The sequence below is a fragment of the Arthrobacter globiformis genome, from assembly GCF_030817195.1.
GTDB lineage: Bacteria > Actinomycetota > Actinomycetes > Actinomycetales > Micrococcaceae > Arthrobacter > Arthrobacter globiformis_D.
Window position 1 is genome coordinate 4,821,514 of sequence record NZ_JAUSYZ010000001.1, and the last position, 15,280, is coordinate 4,836,793.

Genomic DNA, 15,280 nt, shown 5'->3' on the forward strand with positions numbered 1-15,280 from the left:
ATCATGGAACTGACAGAAACACCGGCCCTCCGCGCGGCCCTTGCCGAGGGTGTCAGCAAGTGGAAACCGCGGGCCATGGCCATGGCGCAGCAAATCCACGCCCTCAAGGAAGTGTCCTTCGAGGAGGTCCACTCGGCGGGTGCGGCAGCAGACCTGCTGGCCGAGGGCGGCTTTGAGGTGGAACGCGGCACCGGCGGACTCCCCACGGCCTTCACCGCCAGCGCCGGCAGCGGCGAACTGACGGTGGCCCTGTGCGTGGAATACGACGCGCTGCCCGACATCGGGCACGCCTGCGGGCACAACCTGATCGCCGGCGCCTCCGTTGCCGCCGCCCTGGCGCTGCGGCCCTTCGTCGACGAGCTGGGCATCACCCTGAAGACCATCGGAACACCCGCCGAGGAACATGGCGGCGGCAAGGCGCTCCTGCTGGAACGCGGCGCGTTCGACGGCGTCAGCCTGGCCCTGATGGTCCATCCCGTCCAGGACGGGGTGACGTACAACCCCGCGGGCACCAGCGCCCAGGCGGTGGGCCGGTACCGGGCGACGTTCACGGGAAAAGCCGCCCATGCGGCTGCCGCCCCGCACCAGGGCGTGAACGCCGCGGACGCCGCCGTGCTGAGCCAGGTGGCCGTCGGACTCCTGCGCCAGCAGATCCCCGGCGACCACCGCATCGCCATGTATGTCGCAGAGGCCGGCCACGTCACCAACATCATTCCGGAACGGGCGGTGGTGGAGTTTGAATGCCGGGCCTTCACGCTGAAGGAATACGAAGTGCTGCTGGAGCGCGTCCGCCGCTGCTTTGAAGGCGCCGCGCTGGCCACCGGCGCCACGCTGGCCATCGAGGACACCGAACCGCTCTACGAACCGCTGATCCAGGACGACGCCCTGGCAGCGCACTGGACCGAGGCCATGGACGTGTTTGGCAAGGACACCTCGCCCTCGGCCGGCATCAGCGGCGGCTCCACGGACATGGGCAACATCTCCCAGGTCATCCCGAGCCTGCATCCCTGGCTGAGCATTCCCGGCGCGGACGTACCCATCCACTCCCACGCCTTTGCCGCACTGGCAGACTCCCCGGAGGCCTACGCCGTGATGTTCGAGGCAGCCACCGCGCTGTCCTGGACAGTCGCCGCCGCGGCCACCACCCCCACAGAAAGGGCACGCCTGATCAAAGCGGCCTACCGCCGTCAGACGGACAGACAGGAAGGCACACCATGAGCACCAGCACAACACCCGCGCGGACAGACAAGGCCGGCACCCGGCTCACGCTTCCCATCGCCGCGCTGGCCTTCGTCATTGCGCTGGCGGTCCAGCTGATCGGCCAGGCCAAGATCGACGTCGGCATCGGCGCGGTCGTCATCTTCCCCATGGTCTGGGGCCTCATCCTCGGCCTGCTGGTCTCGGTCCAGAAATTCAAGCCGCTGGGTCTGGACCTGCAGCGGGTCGCGGCCGCCCTGGTCGGTGTGGCCGTGCTGCTCCTGGTGGCCCGGCTGGCGTTCAATATCGGGCCCAGCCTTCCCACCCTGCTCAAGGCGGGCCCCGCGCTGCTGCTGCAGGAGGTGGGCCACCTGCTGGGCACCATTGCGCTGGCGCTCCCTCTGGCCGTGTTGCTCCGCATGGGCAAGGCGACGGTCGGAGCCACGTTCTCCCTTGACCGCGAACCGTCCTTCGCCATGGTCTCCGAAAAGTACGGCCCCGACTCCGACCAGTACCGCGGTGTCCTGGCCATGTACGTTTTCGGCACCCTGTTCGGCGCCGTCTACATCACGCTGCTGACCTCGCTCGTGTCCAACTGGAAGATCTTCGACCCCCTGGCCCTAGCCATGGGCGCAGGCGTGGGGTCCGGGTCCATGATGGCGGCGTCGTCCGCCAGCATCATCGCCGCGTATCCTGGCGACCAGGAGGCCATCCTGGGCATGGCGGCCATCTCCAACCTGATCACCACCATCCTGGGCGTCTATGTCGGCATCTACCTCGCCCTGCCGCTGGCGGACCGTTTCTACCGGGTCCTCACCCGCAGGCATACCCGCGAAGAGGCCGCAGTCACGGCCGGCGCCCCGGCACAGCGTGCGGACACCCAGCGCAGCGCCGCCGGCGCGGACACCGCCGGAGAAGCAGCCCAGGCAGAGGAAAACCGCCGCTTCCGCGAACGGGTTGCCGAATCGTCGGCGGCCATGCACCTTCCGCTGTGGCTGTCCCTCTCTGTCCTGACCGTCCTCGGCATCGGCACGGCCTCGATCGCGGCCAAGGGATTCAGCCTGACCATCGTCGCCGGGTACGCGATCATGCTGGCCCTCGTTCTGGTCAGCATTGCCCTGGCCAAGCTCACCAAGAAGATCTCGGCCATCGTCTACATCACCACCATCGGCGCCTACATCTCCAGCCCCTGGTTCTTCGGCGCCGCGGCGCTCAACGGCCCCATCAAGTCGGTCGACTTCCTCTCGATCGCCACGGTCATGCTGACGCTCGCCGGCCTGTCCCTGGGCAAGGACATTCCGCTGCTGAAAAACATCGGCTGGAAGATCATCCCGGTGGGCCTGGTGGCAGTCACCGCATCATTCCTGCTGTCCACCGTGATCGCGGAGTTTGCCCTCGGGCTTTGGCATTAAGCCCTTTGGCATTAAGCCTCTGGCACTAACCACTAACGCACAAAAGGAAGCGGACGACGGCGGGACCTCCCGCCGTCGTCCGCTTTCCTTTTCATTTGGCTCTTGTCAGCGCAACCGGTCCATGAGTATGGTGCGGCCAGCCGGACTTTCGGCCGCGCGGGACTTTCGGCCGCGCCGAATGTTTGGCGCACCGCGCGGCACCTCAAACGGCGCCGCAGTCAGGGGCTCATGGCCTTTACAAACATGGCCCCGTAATTCGGGCACCCGGTCGCAGCACTGGCACGGCCACAGGCGACGCAGGACGCCACGCTTCCGTTCGCCACAGCCTTTATGCAAGGAAGAACCTGATGTTAGGCACCAAAAGCCGCCTCGCCGCCGTCGCACTCTCAGCTGGCCTCATGGGCATCGCCGCCCCCGCCCACGCAGCCCCCGCGGCACTCGTCACCGCGGGACCCGGAATCCTCGTCGCCGACGGCGCCGCCGTCGATATTCCATTGACCTTTGTCTGCGACACCGATCCCACCCTGCTCATCGCTGTGCCCGTCATCCAGCTCACCCAAAGGGTCAGCGACGGACGGATCGCCGGCGGTATCGGAAACGAACAGCTCAGCTGCACCCGGCAGGCCCAGAGCGTCACCATCCGGGTGGTTCCCAACGTGATGGCGTTCAACGAGGGCACGGCCGCAGCTACCGTCGTTCTGCAAAGCTGCAACGCGCAGTTCCAGTGCTCGGCCGAAATCATCAACACCGAACTAAAACTCGCCAAGGGCGCGGGAACCGGGATCCTGCCTCAGAGGTAGGGCTATGAAAGTTCCAGCTCGCGGACGATGCCGTCCACCAGCGATGCCGGATCGCCGAGGATATCCACGGGAATATGCACCTCATCGGCCCCCAGCGGCTCCAGCGTCGCAAGCTGTGAAGCCAGGAGGCTGCTGGGCATGTATTCGTGCGCCCTGCCGCTGATCCGGCCCGAAATGGTGGCGGCCTCGCCGGTGAGGTGGATGAACACCAGGTCAGGTGCGAAGCTGCGCAGCAGGTCCCGGTAGCTGCGCTTGAGCGCCGAGCAGGCGATGATGCGCGTGCCCGCTCCGTCGGCGGGCGTTGCCAGCCCCGCACCGATTTCGGCGAGCCAGGGCGCCCTGTCCTCGTCATTCAGCGGTGTGCCGCTTGCCATCTTGGCCTTGTTTTCGGCCGGATGAAAGTCGTCCCCGTCGAAGAAGGGCACGCCCAGACGCTCGCCCAGCAGCGCGCCGACGGTCGACTTTCCGCAGCCGGAGACGCCCATGACAATCAGGGGCGGCAGGTTCGTGATCATTGTTGTTCTTTCCGTACGTGGCCCGGTTTAGCTGGCGAAGTTGAGGAGGACTTTGCCGGATTGGGCGGAGTTGCGGGCGATGTCGAAGGCTTCGAGGGCGTTGGTGACGGGGTAGTCGTGGGTGATGACGGGGCCGATGTGCAGGGTGCCGTCGGTCAGGGCGGTGATGACCTCGTCGATTTCGTCGTTGAACCGGAACGAGCCTTTGAGGTCCAGTTCCCGGGTGATGGCCAGGGAGATCAGGACCGGCTGGGCTCCGGTGGGCAGCAGCCCGACCATTACCACGGTCCCGCCCCGGGCCGCGCCCTGGATCGCGGAGGCCAGGCCGTGGTGGTTCCCGGAGGACTCGATCACGACGTCGGCCTGGACCGCGGCGATCGCCTCCGCGTCGGCCGCGTTCAGGACCTCGTCCGCGCCCACCGCCGCGGCGATTTCCAAGGGTTTGGCGTGCATGTCCACCGCGACGATCCGGGCAGCACCGGCGCGTTTGAGGACCGCGACGGCCAACGCCCCGATCGGGCCGGACCCGATGACCATGGCGGTTTTGCCGGCCACGTCCCCGGCCCGGGACACCGCATGCCACGCCACACTGGCCGGTTCGATCAGCGCCGCCCTCCGCAAGTCCAGGGTTTCGGGCAGGGCACGGAGCATCCGAGTGGGGAGGTTCACGTACCGGCTGAACGCCCCGTCCGTGTGCGGGAACCTCGCCGCGGAGCCCAGGTACGTGCAGCCCGGGGACAAGTTCGGCCGCCCCGCCGGATACCGCGGCGCGTCAGGACCCGCACCGGGGCCCGGAGTGGCCGGGTGCACCGCCACCGGCGTCCCCGCTCCCGGGCCGGTCCCGTCCCCCGCGGCCCGGACCACCCGCCCGGAAATCTCATGCCCCAGCACCAACGGCGCCTTCAGGATGGACTCCCCCGCCGCGCCGTGCAGCCAGTAATGCAGGTCCGACCCGCAAATCCCCCCATACAGCACCTCCACCACGGCCTCGTCCGGCGCCGGCACCTTCAGCGGGATCTCCTCGATCCGCAGATCCCCCTTGCCATGCGCCACGACCGCCGGACCCGATACCGGCAAAGCGGTTTGCGCCGCCGTCGACGATGCTGCTGTTGTTGCTCCTGCTGTTGCTGTCTCTGCGTGTGTCATCAGACCACCACCGTCATTCCGCCGTCGATAAAGATCGTCTGCCCGTTCACGAAATCCGACCCGGACGAGGCCAGCCACACCGCCGGACCCGCCAGGTCCTGCACCGTGCCCCACCGCGCCGCCGGGGTCCGGCCCAGAATCCAGGCATTAAACTGCTCATCATCCACCAGGTTCTGCGTCATCTCGGTATGGATATACCCCGGCGCGATCCCGTTGATCTGCAACCCCGACCCCGCCCACTCCGCGGTCATCGCCCGGGTCAGGTTCCGCAACCCGCCCTTCGCCGCAACATACGGCGCGATCGTGGGCCGGGCCAGGTCCGTCTGCACCGAACAGATGTTAATGATCTTCCCCCTGCCCCGCGGAATCATGTGCCGCGCGGCCTCCCGGCCCACCAGGAACGCGCTGGTCAGGTCCGTGGAAATCACCCGCTCCCAGTCCTTCACGTCCAACTCCAGCATCGGCACCCGGTGCTGGATCCCGGCATTGTTCACCAGCACCTCCAACGGACCCACATGCTCCTCCACCCACGCCACACCCGCCGCGGCCGCCGCATCGTCCGTGACATCAAACGCCACACTGTGCACCCGCCCCGGCGCGTACCCGGCCGCCATCACCGCCTCCGCAGCCTTCAACCGCTCAGCATTCACACCATTCAGCACCACCGTCGCACCGGCATCAGCCAACGCCCGCGCCAACGCATTACCAATCCCCCGACTCGAACCAGTCACCAACGCAACCCGCCCGGTCAAATCAAAAAGTGACGTCATGCGAAGGGGCCCTTCTGAACCAGGTTGGCGGGGGTCTGTCCGGCGGCCAGCGCTTCGAGCTGCCGCCGCAGGAGCTTCAGGATCCGCGGCTCGAAGGCGGACGTGTTGCCGCCAATATGGGGTGTGATGAGGGCGTTGGGCGCGGACCACAGCGGGTGGTCCTGCGGCAGCGGTTCGGGATCGACGACGTCGAGGGCGCACTGCAGGCGGCCGGACAGGACTTCCTTGGTCAGGGCTGCCGTATCCACCACCGGGCCGCGTCCCACGTTCACCACGAGGGCGCCGTCGGGCAGGGCGGCGAGGACTTCCTCGCCGATCAGCTGGTGGGTGTGCTCGTTCAGCGGCAGCACCGTGACCAGGATGTCGTGCGTGGCGGCGAGCGCGGGCAGGTCCGCGGAGGCGTGGACCTCGCCGTGCTCGTCGGTCCGCGCCGTGCTTCCGACCCGTGTGACCGTGACCTCGAAGGGCTCGAGCCGGCGGGCGATCTCGTGGCCGATCCCGCCGACGCCCACCAGCAGCACGCGGCGGTCCGCCAGGGACTGGCGCCGTTCCGGCCGCCAGAGGCCGTACTGCTGGTCGCGGACGGCCTGGTCGATGCCGCGCAGTTTGGCGAGGATCAGACCCACCGCAAGTTCCGCCGTCGCCGCTGCATGCACGCCGGAGGCGTTGGCGACGCCGGCGGCCGGACCGGCGGCCTCAATGACGCCGTCGTATCCGGTGGACTGCGTCTGGACGAACTTCAGTCCGTCCACTTGGGCGAGCGATCCCAGAACCGCGCCGGCGTTGATGTACGGGAGGATGACGCCGTCGATCTCTCCCAGCGTTGCGTCTTCGGGACCCGACTTCATGTCCCAGACAACACCTCTCAGCCCCTCAGGAAGGGGTGCGAGATCGGCGAGCAGTTGCCGGTCGGGGAAGCTGACGGTGCGTACTGGTTGCATCGGAAACCTGTTTCTGTGGATCTGGGGCGGATTGGGCGTGCGGACTCTTGAGGGTCCGGGGCGGTTAGCGCCGGTCGAACGTGAGCCCGCCGGGGACCTGGAAGGTGGGCATGAGTTCCAGCATGCCAACGTTCACGTGGCGCGGCGTTTCGATGGCGTAATCCATGGCATTGACGATGTCGTCGGTGGTCAGGGATTCGTAGCCCTCGTAGTACGTCTTCCAGGCCTCTTCCATGGCCTCAGGCGTACCGCCCATGTTGCGCCCGAAGATCTCCGTCTCGACGCGTCCTGGGCAGATCTCGGTGACACGGATGCGCTTGCCCACGGTGTCGTTGCGCAGCTGGCGTGAGACCTGGTGCACGGCGGCCTTGGTGGCGTGGTAGACCGTGTGGCCGTAGAAGTTGTACAGGCCGGCGATGGAGCTGATGTTGATGACATGGCCGCGGTCGCGTTCCACCATGCCCGGCAGGACCAGGCGGGTGAGCTGGAGCAGGCCGCGGAGGTTGACGTCCACGAGTTCGTCGATGTCGCTCGCCGAGGAGTCCAGGATGTTGCCGGGCCGGGACACGCCGGCGCAGTTCACCAGGACGTCGATTTCGAGATTTCCGACGGCGGCCGTCAGGGCCGCGGTGTCGGTCAGGTCGACGACGTGGGGAATGGCGCCGGTCTTGTCGGCGAGGTCGTTCAGGCGTTCCTCGTTGCGGGCCACGGCGTGGACGGTGAGTCCGCGCTTAGCCAGGCGCTCGGCGATCGCGGCACCCATCCCGGTTGAGGCGCCGGTGACGAGGGCGGTTGAGTAGTCTGAAAACGGCATGTAAGTCTCCTGGTTGTGCAGTGGTAAGTGTTAGGCGTCGCGCAGCGGAAGGTGCGCGCGGTCCTTGACGGTGCTGACGGCCGCCAGCGTGCCGAGCGCGGTGATGACGGCGTAGAAGGCGGGCATGTAGATGTTGCCAGTCGAGGAGATCAGCCAGGTCATCAGCAGCGGGGCGGTTCCGCCGAAGAGTGCCGAGGAGACGTTGTAGCCCAGGCCGTAGGCAGAGTACCGGACGCGGGTGGGGAACAGTTCCACGATCAGGATGTGGATCACCGCGGTGTGCCCGGCGAAGACGACGGCCATGAGGCAGGCGCCCAGGATGGCCAGGGCCATGTTGCCGGTGGCGATGAGTGCGTAGGAGGGGATGCCGAGGACAGCCATGGCGATGGCCGATCCGGCGATGACCTTCTTGCGTCCGATGCGGTCGGAGAGGGCCGCCCATGAACGGGATGGCGATGCAGATGACGACGAGGCTGCAGGCGGTGACGAGGAGCGCCTCGCCGATGGTGAAGTTCAGCTGCTTGCCCTTGAGGAACGTCGGCATGTAGGAGAACAGGACGTAGTAGCCGGAGCCGTTCATCAGCGGGATGAACAGGGCCAGGAGCATGGCACGGCGGTGTTCAGCGGAGGCGAAGGCTTCCTTCAGCGGGTTCTTAGACAGCCCGCCCTCTTCCTTCAGCTTCACGAAGTTGGGGGTGTCGCTGATGGCCTTGCGGATGTACCAGCCGATGACGCCCATGGGGATGGCCACCAGGAACGGAATGCGCCATGCGAACGAGCCGAAGCCGCCGCCGTCGATCGCTGCCGCGGTGAGCCACGGGGACATGGAGAAGGCGACCAGGGTGCCGGTGAGCAGGGCAGCGAAGGAGGCGATCTGGGCGTAGGAGGTGATGATGCCGCGCTTGCCTTCGGGGGCGTGTTCGGCAAGGAAGGTCATGGCGCCGGCAGCCTCGCCTCCGACGGAGAAGCCCTGAACGAGCCGGAGCAACACCAGCAGCACGGGCGCTGCGATGCCGATGGCCGTGTATGCGGGCAGGAGCCCGATGCCGGCGGTGGCGACGCTGATCAGCAGGATGACGAAGACCAACAGTTTCTGGCGTCCGATCTTGTCTCCCAGGATGCCGCAGACGACGGCGCCGAGGGGGCGGACGAAGAAGGACACGGCGTAGCCGGCGAACACGAACAGCAGGGCGTTGTCCGGGTTGCCGGGAGCCAGGAACACGAGCGCAAGCGTTCCGGCCATGAAGGCGAAAATGCCGTTGTCGTAGAGCTCAACAAAAATTCCGACGCACCCGGCGGTGACGACTTTCCGGGTCTGCCTCGCATCGAGGCGGTCGTGCTGCGGGGCACCCGCACGCGTTGATGTAGACATTTTCATTCCTAACTTGGACTTAGTTCGAGGGGAGGTCATCGGTGATCCTTAGCTGCCGGCTGCCGGTACGAGTTCCGGCCATCCGGGATCCTTGCCGATACCAAGGAGGGCGAAGACTGTGCTGACTCGGGAGCGGAGGTTTTCCAGTTCCCGTAACGCTGCCCGATGCTTTGCTGTGGCTTCGGGGACGGTGGTCTTGCGGAAGGTGACGGTGTGCCCGGGCCGGGCCTGGGCGAGGGTGTCGAGCGAGCGGCTGGTGACCACTGCCAGGACGGGGTACCCGGCGGTGACTCCGCGTCCCCGGTGCAGCACCAGCAGCTCTTCCCTGGAGGGAACCTCGATGGCTCCCACCGGTACGCCGCGCGACAGCACTTCGGCTGACGATTGGCGTTCGGGAAGCGCCCCGCCGAGGCGCAGCCCGATGTGGTTGCTCCGGGCGCTGACGGTGTATTCGGTGTTGAACAGCAGCTCTGCTGTGTCGCCGAATTCTGCAACGTCCGGACCGTCCGTGACGTCAATGACCGCCCGGCTGCTGAACTCGGGCCGGGTCAGCCCCAGCCGGAACAGCGGAAGGTCAAAGTATGGTTGCCGGATTGGTCCGACGCTCCTGGAGGTCTTCAGCTCGTTACCCTCGGAGAGCCGAAGGCCGAAGCCGATGACCGTATCGGGGGCACAGCTTCCCAGCAGCGCCGGCGCCTCGACCGAACCGTGAACGGCAAGGTAGGCGCGGAGGCCGCCGGTGATGCGGCGCACCGCCACGGTTTCCCCGGCACGCACCGACACCGGTTCCCACTGCGGGCATTCGCGCCCACCCACCGTGAGGGTCAGCGGCGCGCCGGTGACTGCTATGAGGAGGTCCGTGGTGGCCCGCATCCGGAAGTCCAGGGCAGTTATTTCCAGAAGCGGGGCGTTGTCGGCGTTGGCGGCGAGGATGTTCGCCGCCCGTGCCGAGAACTGATCAAGCGCCCCGTTGACGGGAAGCCCGAACCGGGGTCCGCGGAAGCGGCCCAGGTCCGTGACCACGGAGTTTCCGGGCTGCTGGATGATCAGTGATCCGCTCATCGTGCTGCCTCCAGTTTCCGGCCCGCGTAGTCCGCGAACTGTTCCGGCTGGATCTGGCGGAACGTGAGGAGGTCGCCGGGCAGGTAGGGAACCAGCGGCTCGCTGGCGGCGTCAAGGACGGTCAGCGGGGTCTGTCCGATGACGCACCATCCGCCGGGAGCCACCGCCGGGGCGATGACGGCCTGCCGGCCGGCGACGGCCACGGCGCCTGCCGGAACGGACAGCCGTGGGTCCTTCAGCCGCGGAACGGGGAGCGGAAAATCGGGGCCGTCCATCATGGGTGAACCCGCAGGGGCACCGAGGCAACGGATGACGTAGGACTTGGCCGTGTGCAGGGCGATGATGTCCTCCACGGAGAGCTGCTCGTGCTCGGCGACGCGCTCCAGGTCCGGACCGTACTCGCCACCGTAAACCACCGGAACGCTGAATTCGCGGGGCGTGCGGGCGGGTGCGCCGACGTGCTCAAGCTGGCGCAGGCCAAGGAGGACGAAGGCCCGGACCTGTCGTGCCGAGGTGACCCCGGGGTCAAATTCCACGAGCAGCGAGTCGTACGTCGGCACTGCGCCGTGTACGCCGTCGGCCCCTGCAGTCTCAAGCCACTGCGCGAGGGAGTGGACGGTGCTCCAGTTGGCCTCCGTGTCAGCGGAGGAGGCGACGACCCGCAGGGCCGAATCCCCGGACTCGAAGATCTCCACGGGAGTCGGATTTGGGGTGGCAGCCATGTCAGGCGACCTTCTCTTTGGCGGCCAGCACCTGGGCAAGCGGGGCGATGGTCACGCCGGCGTTCTCCAGTTCGGCGCGGACCTGGCGGGCCAGCTGCACGGCGCCGGGGGTGTCCCCGTGCAGGAGTACGGTGTCGGCAACGATCGGCAGGTCCGTGCCGGCGACGGTCTCGATGAGACCTTCGCAGACCATCCGCACGGTGCGCTCCACGATGGCCGCAGGATCGTGGATCACGGCGCCGGGGCGGCCGCGGGGCACCAGGGTGCCGTCGGCTTCGTAGGCGCGGTCGGCGATCCCGACGATACCCACCGGGAGCTGCCGTTCGGCGGCGGCGGAGGCCAGTTCGCCGTCCTGCGCCAGGACGATGAGGCCGGGGTTCAGTCGGGCGGCGGCGTCGGCCACGGCCGCTGCGTAGTCGGGGCGGGTGGCAACGAGGTTGCCCAGGCGTCCGTGCGGCGCAATGTGGGCGACGCTGGTGCCGTGGTACGCGGCGAATGCGCTCAGCGCACCGAACTGGTACAGGACGTCGTTGCGGACCTCGTCGGCCGTCAGGTCCATGGCGCGCCGGCCAAAGCCACGCAGGTCCGGGAAGCTCGGGTGCGCCCCGATGCTGACGCGGCGGCGGACACATTCAGCGACTGTGGCGTGCATGATGTCCGGGTCACCGGCGTGGAAGCCGCAGGCGATGTTGGCACTGGAAACCACCTCGAGCAAGGCCGCGTCGTCGCCCATCGAGTAGGCGCCGAAGCCTTCTCCAAGATCTGCGACGAGATCAACTGTGGGTCCCATTATCTGCCTTCCTGGGGTGGTTAGCAGCGGCCCTGCCCGCCGGGGCAAAGGGATCAGCTGCGCTGGTGATGATGAGGGTCCGAACTGGCCCTGTGGAGGGTTCCCGGTTCGGCACTGCCGGGCTACCGGCTTCTGCAAAAAAGTCTGACACCGGGATTTGGCTCACACAAAGACGTAATCGGTGTCACGGGATAGGTGCCGGTTATGACCACCGCCGCAGTGGAGTCCATGATGGTCTCCTTCCCACTAAGGAGGGTTCGCCCCTTGCGGCCAGCCCTCGTTGAATTGAAGATATGGAGCATTTATTTCGGGAATGTAAAACAAGCCGTCCATTTCGGATAAAGCCCATTTCTATGCAAAATGCATCTGACCCCATCGGGAATTCGCATGTCACCGGAGGGGATAGAATGTAGGATTAGTGAAATAGCGTTCTGGGTTCAACCTAGTGTCAGCGATGTGGATCACACAAAGACCTATTGCGTGTCCCTCCATAGCAACCCGTTATGACCTTCTGTGGGTTCAGGGCGCCGCAAAGAGAGAGGGCGGCCGTGGATACCAGGAAACTTGCGTACTTTGTACAGATCGTGGATTCGGGGAGCATCACCAAGGCGGCGGCCGCACTTCATGTGGCACAGCCGGCCCTGAGCCAGCAGGTCTCGGCGCTGGAGACTGATCTGAAGCAGCGGCTGCTGATCCGCAGCAAGCAGGGCGTGCAGCCAACGGCCGCCGGGCACACGCTCTACCGCCACGCCCAGTCCATCCTTCGGCTCGTCGCGCAGGCCAGGCAGGACGTTGCCAAGTCCGGGGCCGCCCCGTCAGGCAGGGTGTCCATCGCCATTGCGCCCTACAGCATGGCCTCGAGCCTGACACCTCAGATCATCAGCGAAGTGGCCCGCCGGTACCCGGATATCGTCCTGCACGTCACGGAAATCTATGGCGGTGTCCTGAGTGAAGCCATCAAGAACGGTCGGCTGGACATGGCCCTCATCTACGAACCGGGCCCCATCCGCGGCGTCCTCTTCACCACGATGATCGTCGAGGACCTGCACCTGGTGGTCAACGCCGCCAGAACGGATCTCAACGCCGAGAACGGCGAGATTACGCTGGAGGAGGTGGCCCGTCTGGGACTCTTCCTCCCCGAGAAGATCCACACCCTCCGCCAGGCCGTGGAGAAGGGCTTTGACAGCAAAGGGCTGAAGCTCCAGCTCGTGGGCGAGGTGGAGTCGGTGCCGTCAATTGCCCGTCTCCTGCGGGCGGACCTGGGGGCCACCATCATGCCCAAGTCGGCGGCGGACGCGCTGTTCCATGAGGAGGACTTCCACGTCCTGCGGATCGTGGACCCCGCACTGCAGTGCAAGATCGCGCTGTGCACGCCCGATCACGATCCCCTCTCGGAGGCGGCGTCGGCTGTACTCCTGGTGCTGAAGGAAATGCTGCAGGAAATGCTCAGCAATAAGTATGGCCGGTAGGGGTTCATAGGTTCCGCTTATTAGGGCACTCATCATTTGTCTTAGTAACCGGCCCCCCCGGGATTCTAATATTGGCAGCAAGCCAAGAAATTGTGGAAAAGCATTTTCCACAATCAGAATCAACGGGGAGCCTGCCATGAAAAAGCTCAGCACCATCAGGAGAACTACCGACTCGAGTCTGGGACTTATGGCGAAAACCGGGTCCCACTGCCCCACCAACGGTTTCTGGCGGCCGGAGGACCGGTCCGCAGCTCCAATCTTCGTGTTCGAGGGAAGCATCATGCCGGTCAGCGGCGGCGGCTCGACGGTCTGGTACCTGGAGGACGCAGTCTTCGGCGGCCCGGCCTACCCGGTCCCCCACCGCGTCTAACCGCACCCAACTACGTAGCACTTCAGGGCCTTCTCACGGCTGGGAACGCCCTGAGCTGCTACCTACTTGCCGTTATCAGGTGATCCGGAAAAAACTTTTGATCCCACCCGCATCTGGCCCCCAATCGGCCCTTAAATGTCGGTGCCCCTTGGCAGACTGGGTCCATGGACGGCTTCGAGAATTCAGCGGTGACAGCAGGGGCGCCCCGCGTCGTTCTGCAGGCTGCCGCGGTTCCTGGCACCCTTCTTCCAGACGCCGTCTTTCCGCTTGCCGCTTTTCCGGAGGATGCGTTCGCGGACGACGGGATTCCGTATGACGATGACCTCAACGCCGTGTATCCGGCATCGTTTCCGGAGGACCCCTTTCCCGAGGTTCTGTTTGCCGACTGCCCTTTCGGCGAAGACCTCTTTGACGACATCCCTTTTGACGACGGCGTTCGCTCCACCGCCGCTACTACCTGGCACGCTAGTGCCGGTGCCTGCGTCCAGGACCCTGCAATAACCTCGGGTTCGTTTCTCCCCGCAGCTGACCTCACCGCTGACAATGCCGGTCTAATCGACCAGATCCATGTTTACGAGAACTTCAAGTGCTGGGCCGCCGGCCAACAGGCGCGGCTTTCGGTGGCCTTCGAGGCCCGGCTCCGTCAGGAACAGTCCGACCGGGGGACACTGAGAGCCGAAGACCTGGGCAAAGACCGTACCAAGGAGCACGGCCTGGGCGCGGCCGAACAGATCGCACTGGCCCGGCGCGAATCCCCGAACCGCGGCGGCCGGCTGCTTGGGATGGCGAAGGCGCTGGTGCAGATGCCCCATACCCTGGCCGCGCTGGACACCGGGCAGCTCAACGAAGAGTGTGTCATGCATGTCGTGAAAGAGACCGACTGTCTGAGCCCGGCTGACCGGGCGGCGGTCGACGAGGAGCTCGCCGCCGACACCGGAACCTTCACCGGGGCCGGGACCCGGACCATTGTGGGGGCGGTCCGCGCCGCCGCCACCCGCAGGGACCCCCGCTCTGTCGCTCAGCGCGCCAGCCACGCCGCAACCGAACGGACCGTCAGCCTCCGGCCCGCGCCGGACACCATGACGTACCTGACGGCACTGCTCCCCGTCCACCAAGGCGTCGCCGTCTACGCGGCCCTCACCCGGCACGCCGGTGCCCTCCACGCCGCCGGGGACACACGCTCCTTGGGCCAGATCAAAGCCGACACCCTGGTCGAATGGACCACCGGCACCCCCGGCGGCATCACCGGTATCGAAATCAACCTCGTCATGACCGACCACACCCTCCTGCAGGGCGACAGCGAACCCGCCCGGATCCCTGGCTACGGCACCGTCCCCGCAGACTTCGCCCGCAACCTCATCATCCAGGGACGAGGAGAGCAGGGTAGCGTCCAGCCAGCCGCCGACGGTTCAACCGCCGGTCTGAAGGAGCTCAAGACCTGGATCCGGCGGCTCTACACCGCCCCCGGGACCGGCAACCTCGTGGCCATGGACTCGCGAAGGCGGCTCTTTCCGGCACCGCTGCGCCGGTTTATCCAGATCCGGGATGACACCTGCCGGACCCCCTACTGCGACGCCCCCATCCGCCACCACGACCACATCATCCCCTGGCACGACGGCGGCCCCACCACGTTGGCCAACGGCGCCGGACTGTGCGAGGCGTGCAACCACACCAAAGAACGCCCCGGCTGGAAAGTGAAGCCCAGACCAGGACCCCGGCACACCATCGAACTAACTACGCCCACCGGCCACACCTACCGCTCCACTGCACCGCCACTGCCCGGAACCGGGCCAGCGGGTATCGGTAGGAGTGAATCCAGCCGGCCCGGAACCTGGGCGCGCGAAACACGCCAGTCCGAACAGCCCGACCCAGCCCCGTAACGGGCGGGTTGCGGCGGGCA

At 66.5% G+C, this 15,280-nt stretch carries 15 protein-coding genes and 1 pseudogene; 6 read left to right on the forward strand and 10 right to left on the reverse strand.

Going from position 1 to position 15,280, the window contains the following annotated elements:
* Positions 1 to 3: 3 nt before the first annotated feature.
* The 3 genes from QF036_RS22130 (at position 4) to QF036_RS22140 (ending at position 3,409) form a co-directional block, all read left to right on the forward strand.
* Complete coding sequence (locus QF036_RS22130; protein WP_307105311.1) at positions 4 to 1,218, forward strand: amidohydrolase; 1,215 nt, start codon at positions 4 to 6, stop codon at positions 1,216 to 1,218.
* Positions 1,215 to 2,609, forward strand: coding sequence for a DUF3100 domain-containing protein (locus QF036_RS22135; protein ID WP_307105312.1), 1,395 nt, complete (start codon positions 1,215 to 1,217; stop codon positions 2,607 to 2,609). The genes QF036_RS22130 and QF036_RS22135 overlap by 4 nt, the downstream gene beginning before the upstream one ends.
* 347 nt (positions 2,610 to 2,956) lie before the next feature.
* Positions 2,957 to 3,409, forward strand: coding sequence for a hypothetical protein (locus tag QF036_RS22140; RefSeq protein ID WP_307105313.1), 453 nt, complete (start codon positions 2,957 to 2,959; stop codon positions 3,407 to 3,409).
* A gap of 2 nt (positions 3,410 to 3,411) precedes the next feature.
* Here the strand turns inward: QF036_RS22140 and QF036_RS22145 are convergent, their stop codons facing one another.
* The 10 genes and pseudogenes from QF036_RS22145 to QF036_RS22190 all read right to left on the reverse strand — a co-directional run bounded on the left by QF036_RS22145 (position 3,412) and on the right by QF036_RS22190 (position 11,541).
* A complete protein-coding gene (locus tag QF036_RS22145; protein ID WP_307105314.1) occupies positions 3,412 to 3,924 on the reverse strand; it encodes a gluconokinase in 513 nt (170 codons plus the stop codon).
* A 27-nt stretch (positions 3,925 to 3,951) separates the two neighbouring features.
* On the reverse strand, positions 3,952 to 5,070 hold the full coding sequence (locus tag QF036_RS22150) for an L-idonate 5-dehydrogenase (protein ID WP_307105315.1): 1,119 nt from the start codon (positions 5,068 to 5,070) through the stop codon (positions 3,952 to 3,954).
* On the reverse strand, positions 5,070 to 5,840 hold the full coding sequence (locus QF036_RS22155) for an SDR family oxidoreductase (RefSeq protein ID WP_307105316.1): 771 nt from the start codon (positions 5,838 to 5,840) through the stop codon (positions 5,070 to 5,072). Before QF036_RS22155 ends, QF036_RS22150 begins: the two co-directional genes overlap by 1 nt.
* Positions 5,837 to 6,781, reverse strand: coding sequence for a 2-hydroxyacid dehydrogenase (locus tag QF036_RS22160; RefSeq protein WP_307105317.1), 945 nt, complete (start codon positions 6,779 to 6,781; stop codon positions 5,837 to 5,839). The genes QF036_RS22155 and QF036_RS22160 overlap by 4 nt, the downstream gene beginning before the upstream one ends.
* A 64-nt stretch (positions 6,782 to 6,845) precedes the next feature.
* Complete coding sequence (locus QF036_RS22165; RefSeq protein ID WP_307105318.1) at positions 6,846 to 7,595, reverse strand: SDR family oxidoreductase; 750 nt, start codon at positions 7,593 to 7,595, stop codon at positions 6,846 to 6,848.
* 30 nt (positions 7,596 to 7,625) lie between these two features.
* Positions 7,626 to 7,976 carry an MFS transporter gene (locus QF036_RS22170; protein ID WP_307105319.1) on the reverse strand — a complete coding sequence of 117 codons (351 nt, stop codon included), beginning with the start codon at positions 7,974 to 7,976 and terminating at the stop codon, positions 7,626 to 7,628.
* A 115-nt stretch (positions 7,977 to 8,091) separates the two neighbouring features.
* Positions 8,092 to 9,006 (reverse strand): annotated as a pseudogene (locus QF036_RS22175) (MFS transporter); the annotation flags it as partial.
* A gap of 9 nt (positions 9,007 to 9,015) precedes the next feature.
* Positions 9,016 to 10,029 (reverse strand): 5-oxoprolinase subunit C family protein, encoded by a 1,014-nt coding sequence (locus QF036_RS22180; RefSeq protein WP_307105320.1) that lies wholly within the window; start codon positions 10,027 to 10,029, stop codon positions 9,016 to 9,018.
* Entirely contained in the window at positions 10,026 to 10,751 is a 726-nt protein-coding gene (locus tag QF036_RS22185; RefSeq protein WP_307105321.1) for a 5-oxoprolinase subunit B family protein, read from the reverse strand. The genes QF036_RS22180 and QF036_RS22185 overlap by 4 nt, the downstream gene beginning before the upstream one ends.
* A gap of 1 nt (position 10,752) precedes the next feature.
* A complete protein-coding gene (locus tag QF036_RS22190; protein WP_307105322.1) occupies positions 10,753 to 11,541 on the reverse strand; it encodes a LamB/YcsF family protein in 789 nt (262 codons plus the stop codon).
* Positions 11,542 to 12,089: 548 nt separating this feature from the next.
* On the opposite strand from QF036_RS22190, the gene QF036_RS22195 reads away from it, so the two are divergent.
* The 3 genes from QF036_RS22195 to QF036_RS22205 all read left to right on the forward strand — a co-directional run bounded on the left by QF036_RS22195 (position 12,090) and on the right by QF036_RS22205 (position 15,260).
* Positions 12,090 to 13,010 (forward strand): LysR substrate-binding domain-containing protein, encoded by a 921-nt coding sequence (locus QF036_RS22195; protein ID WP_307105323.1) that lies wholly within the window; start codon positions 12,090 to 12,092, stop codon positions 13,008 to 13,010.
* Positions 13,011 to 13,146: 136 nt separating this feature from the next.
* On the forward strand, positions 13,147 to 13,380 hold the full coding sequence (locus QF036_RS22200) for a hypothetical protein (protein ID WP_307105324.1): 234 nt from the start codon (positions 13,147 to 13,149) through the stop codon (positions 13,378 to 13,380).
* A gap of 164 nt (positions 13,381 to 13,544) precedes the next feature.
* Positions 13,545 to 15,260 carry an HNH endonuclease gene (locus QF036_RS22205; protein ID WP_307105325.1) on the forward strand — a complete coding sequence of 572 codons (1,716 nt, stop codon included), beginning with the start codon at positions 13,545 to 13,547 and terminating at the stop codon, positions 15,258 to 15,260.
* The last annotated feature ends 20 nt before the right edge of the window (positions 15,261 to 15,280 follow it).

Excerpts from the sequence above, each read along its gene's own strand:
- QF036_RS22130 (WP_307105311.1), top strand. The coding sequence starts at position 4 with ATGGAACTGACAGAAACACCGGCCCTCCGCGCGGCCCTTGCCGAGGGT.
- QF036_RS22135 (WP_307105312.1), top strand. The coding sequence starts at position 1,215 with ATGAGCACCAGCACAACACCCGCGCGGACAGACAAGGCCGGCACCCGG.
- QF036_RS22140 (WP_307105313.1), top strand. The coding sequence starts at position 2,957 with ATGTTAGGCACCAAAAGCCGCCTCGCCGCCGTCGCACTCTCAGCTGGC.
- QF036_RS22145 (WP_307105314.1), bottom strand. The coding sequence starts at position 3,924 with ATGATCACGAACCTGCCGCCCCTGATTGTCATGGGCGTCTCCGGCTGC.
- QF036_RS22150 (WP_307105315.1), bottom strand. The coding sequence starts at position 5,070 with ATGACACACGCAGAGACAGCAACAGCAGGAGCAACAACAGCAGCATCG.
- QF036_RS22155 (WP_307105316.1), bottom strand. The coding sequence starts at position 5,840 with ATGACGTCACTTTTTGATTTGACCGGGCGGGTTGCGTTGGTGACTGGT.
- QF036_RS22160 (WP_307105317.1), bottom strand. The coding sequence starts at position 6,781 with ATGCAACCAGTACGCACCGTCAGCTTCCCCGACCGGCAACTGCTCGCC.
- QF036_RS22165 (WP_307105318.1), bottom strand. The coding sequence starts at position 7,595 with ATGCCGTTTTCAGACTACTCAACCGCCCTCGTCACCGGCGCCTCAACC.
- QF036_RS22170 (WP_307105319.1), bottom strand. The coding sequence starts at position 7,976 with ATGGCTGTCCTCGGCATCCCCTCCTACGCACTCATCGCCACCGGCAAC.
- QF036_RS22180 (WP_307105320.1), bottom strand. The coding sequence starts at position 10,029 with ATGAGCGGATCACTGATCATCCAGCAGCCCGGAAACTCCGTGGTCACG.
- QF036_RS22185 (WP_307105321.1), bottom strand. The coding sequence starts at position 10,751 with ATGGCTGCCACCCCAAATCCGACTCCCGTGGAGATCTTCGAGTCCGGG.
- QF036_RS22190 (WP_307105322.1), bottom strand. The coding sequence starts at position 11,541 with ATGGGACCCACAGTTGATCTCGTCGCAGATCTTGGAGAAGGCTTCGGC.
- QF036_RS22200 (WP_307105324.1), top strand. The coding sequence starts at position 13,147 with ATGAAAAAGCTCAGCACCATCAGGAGAACTACCGACTCGAGTCTGGGA.
- QF036_RS22205 (WP_307105325.1), top strand. The coding sequence starts at position 13,545 with ATGGACGGCTTCGAGAATTCAGCGGTGACAGCAGGGGCGCCCCGCGTC.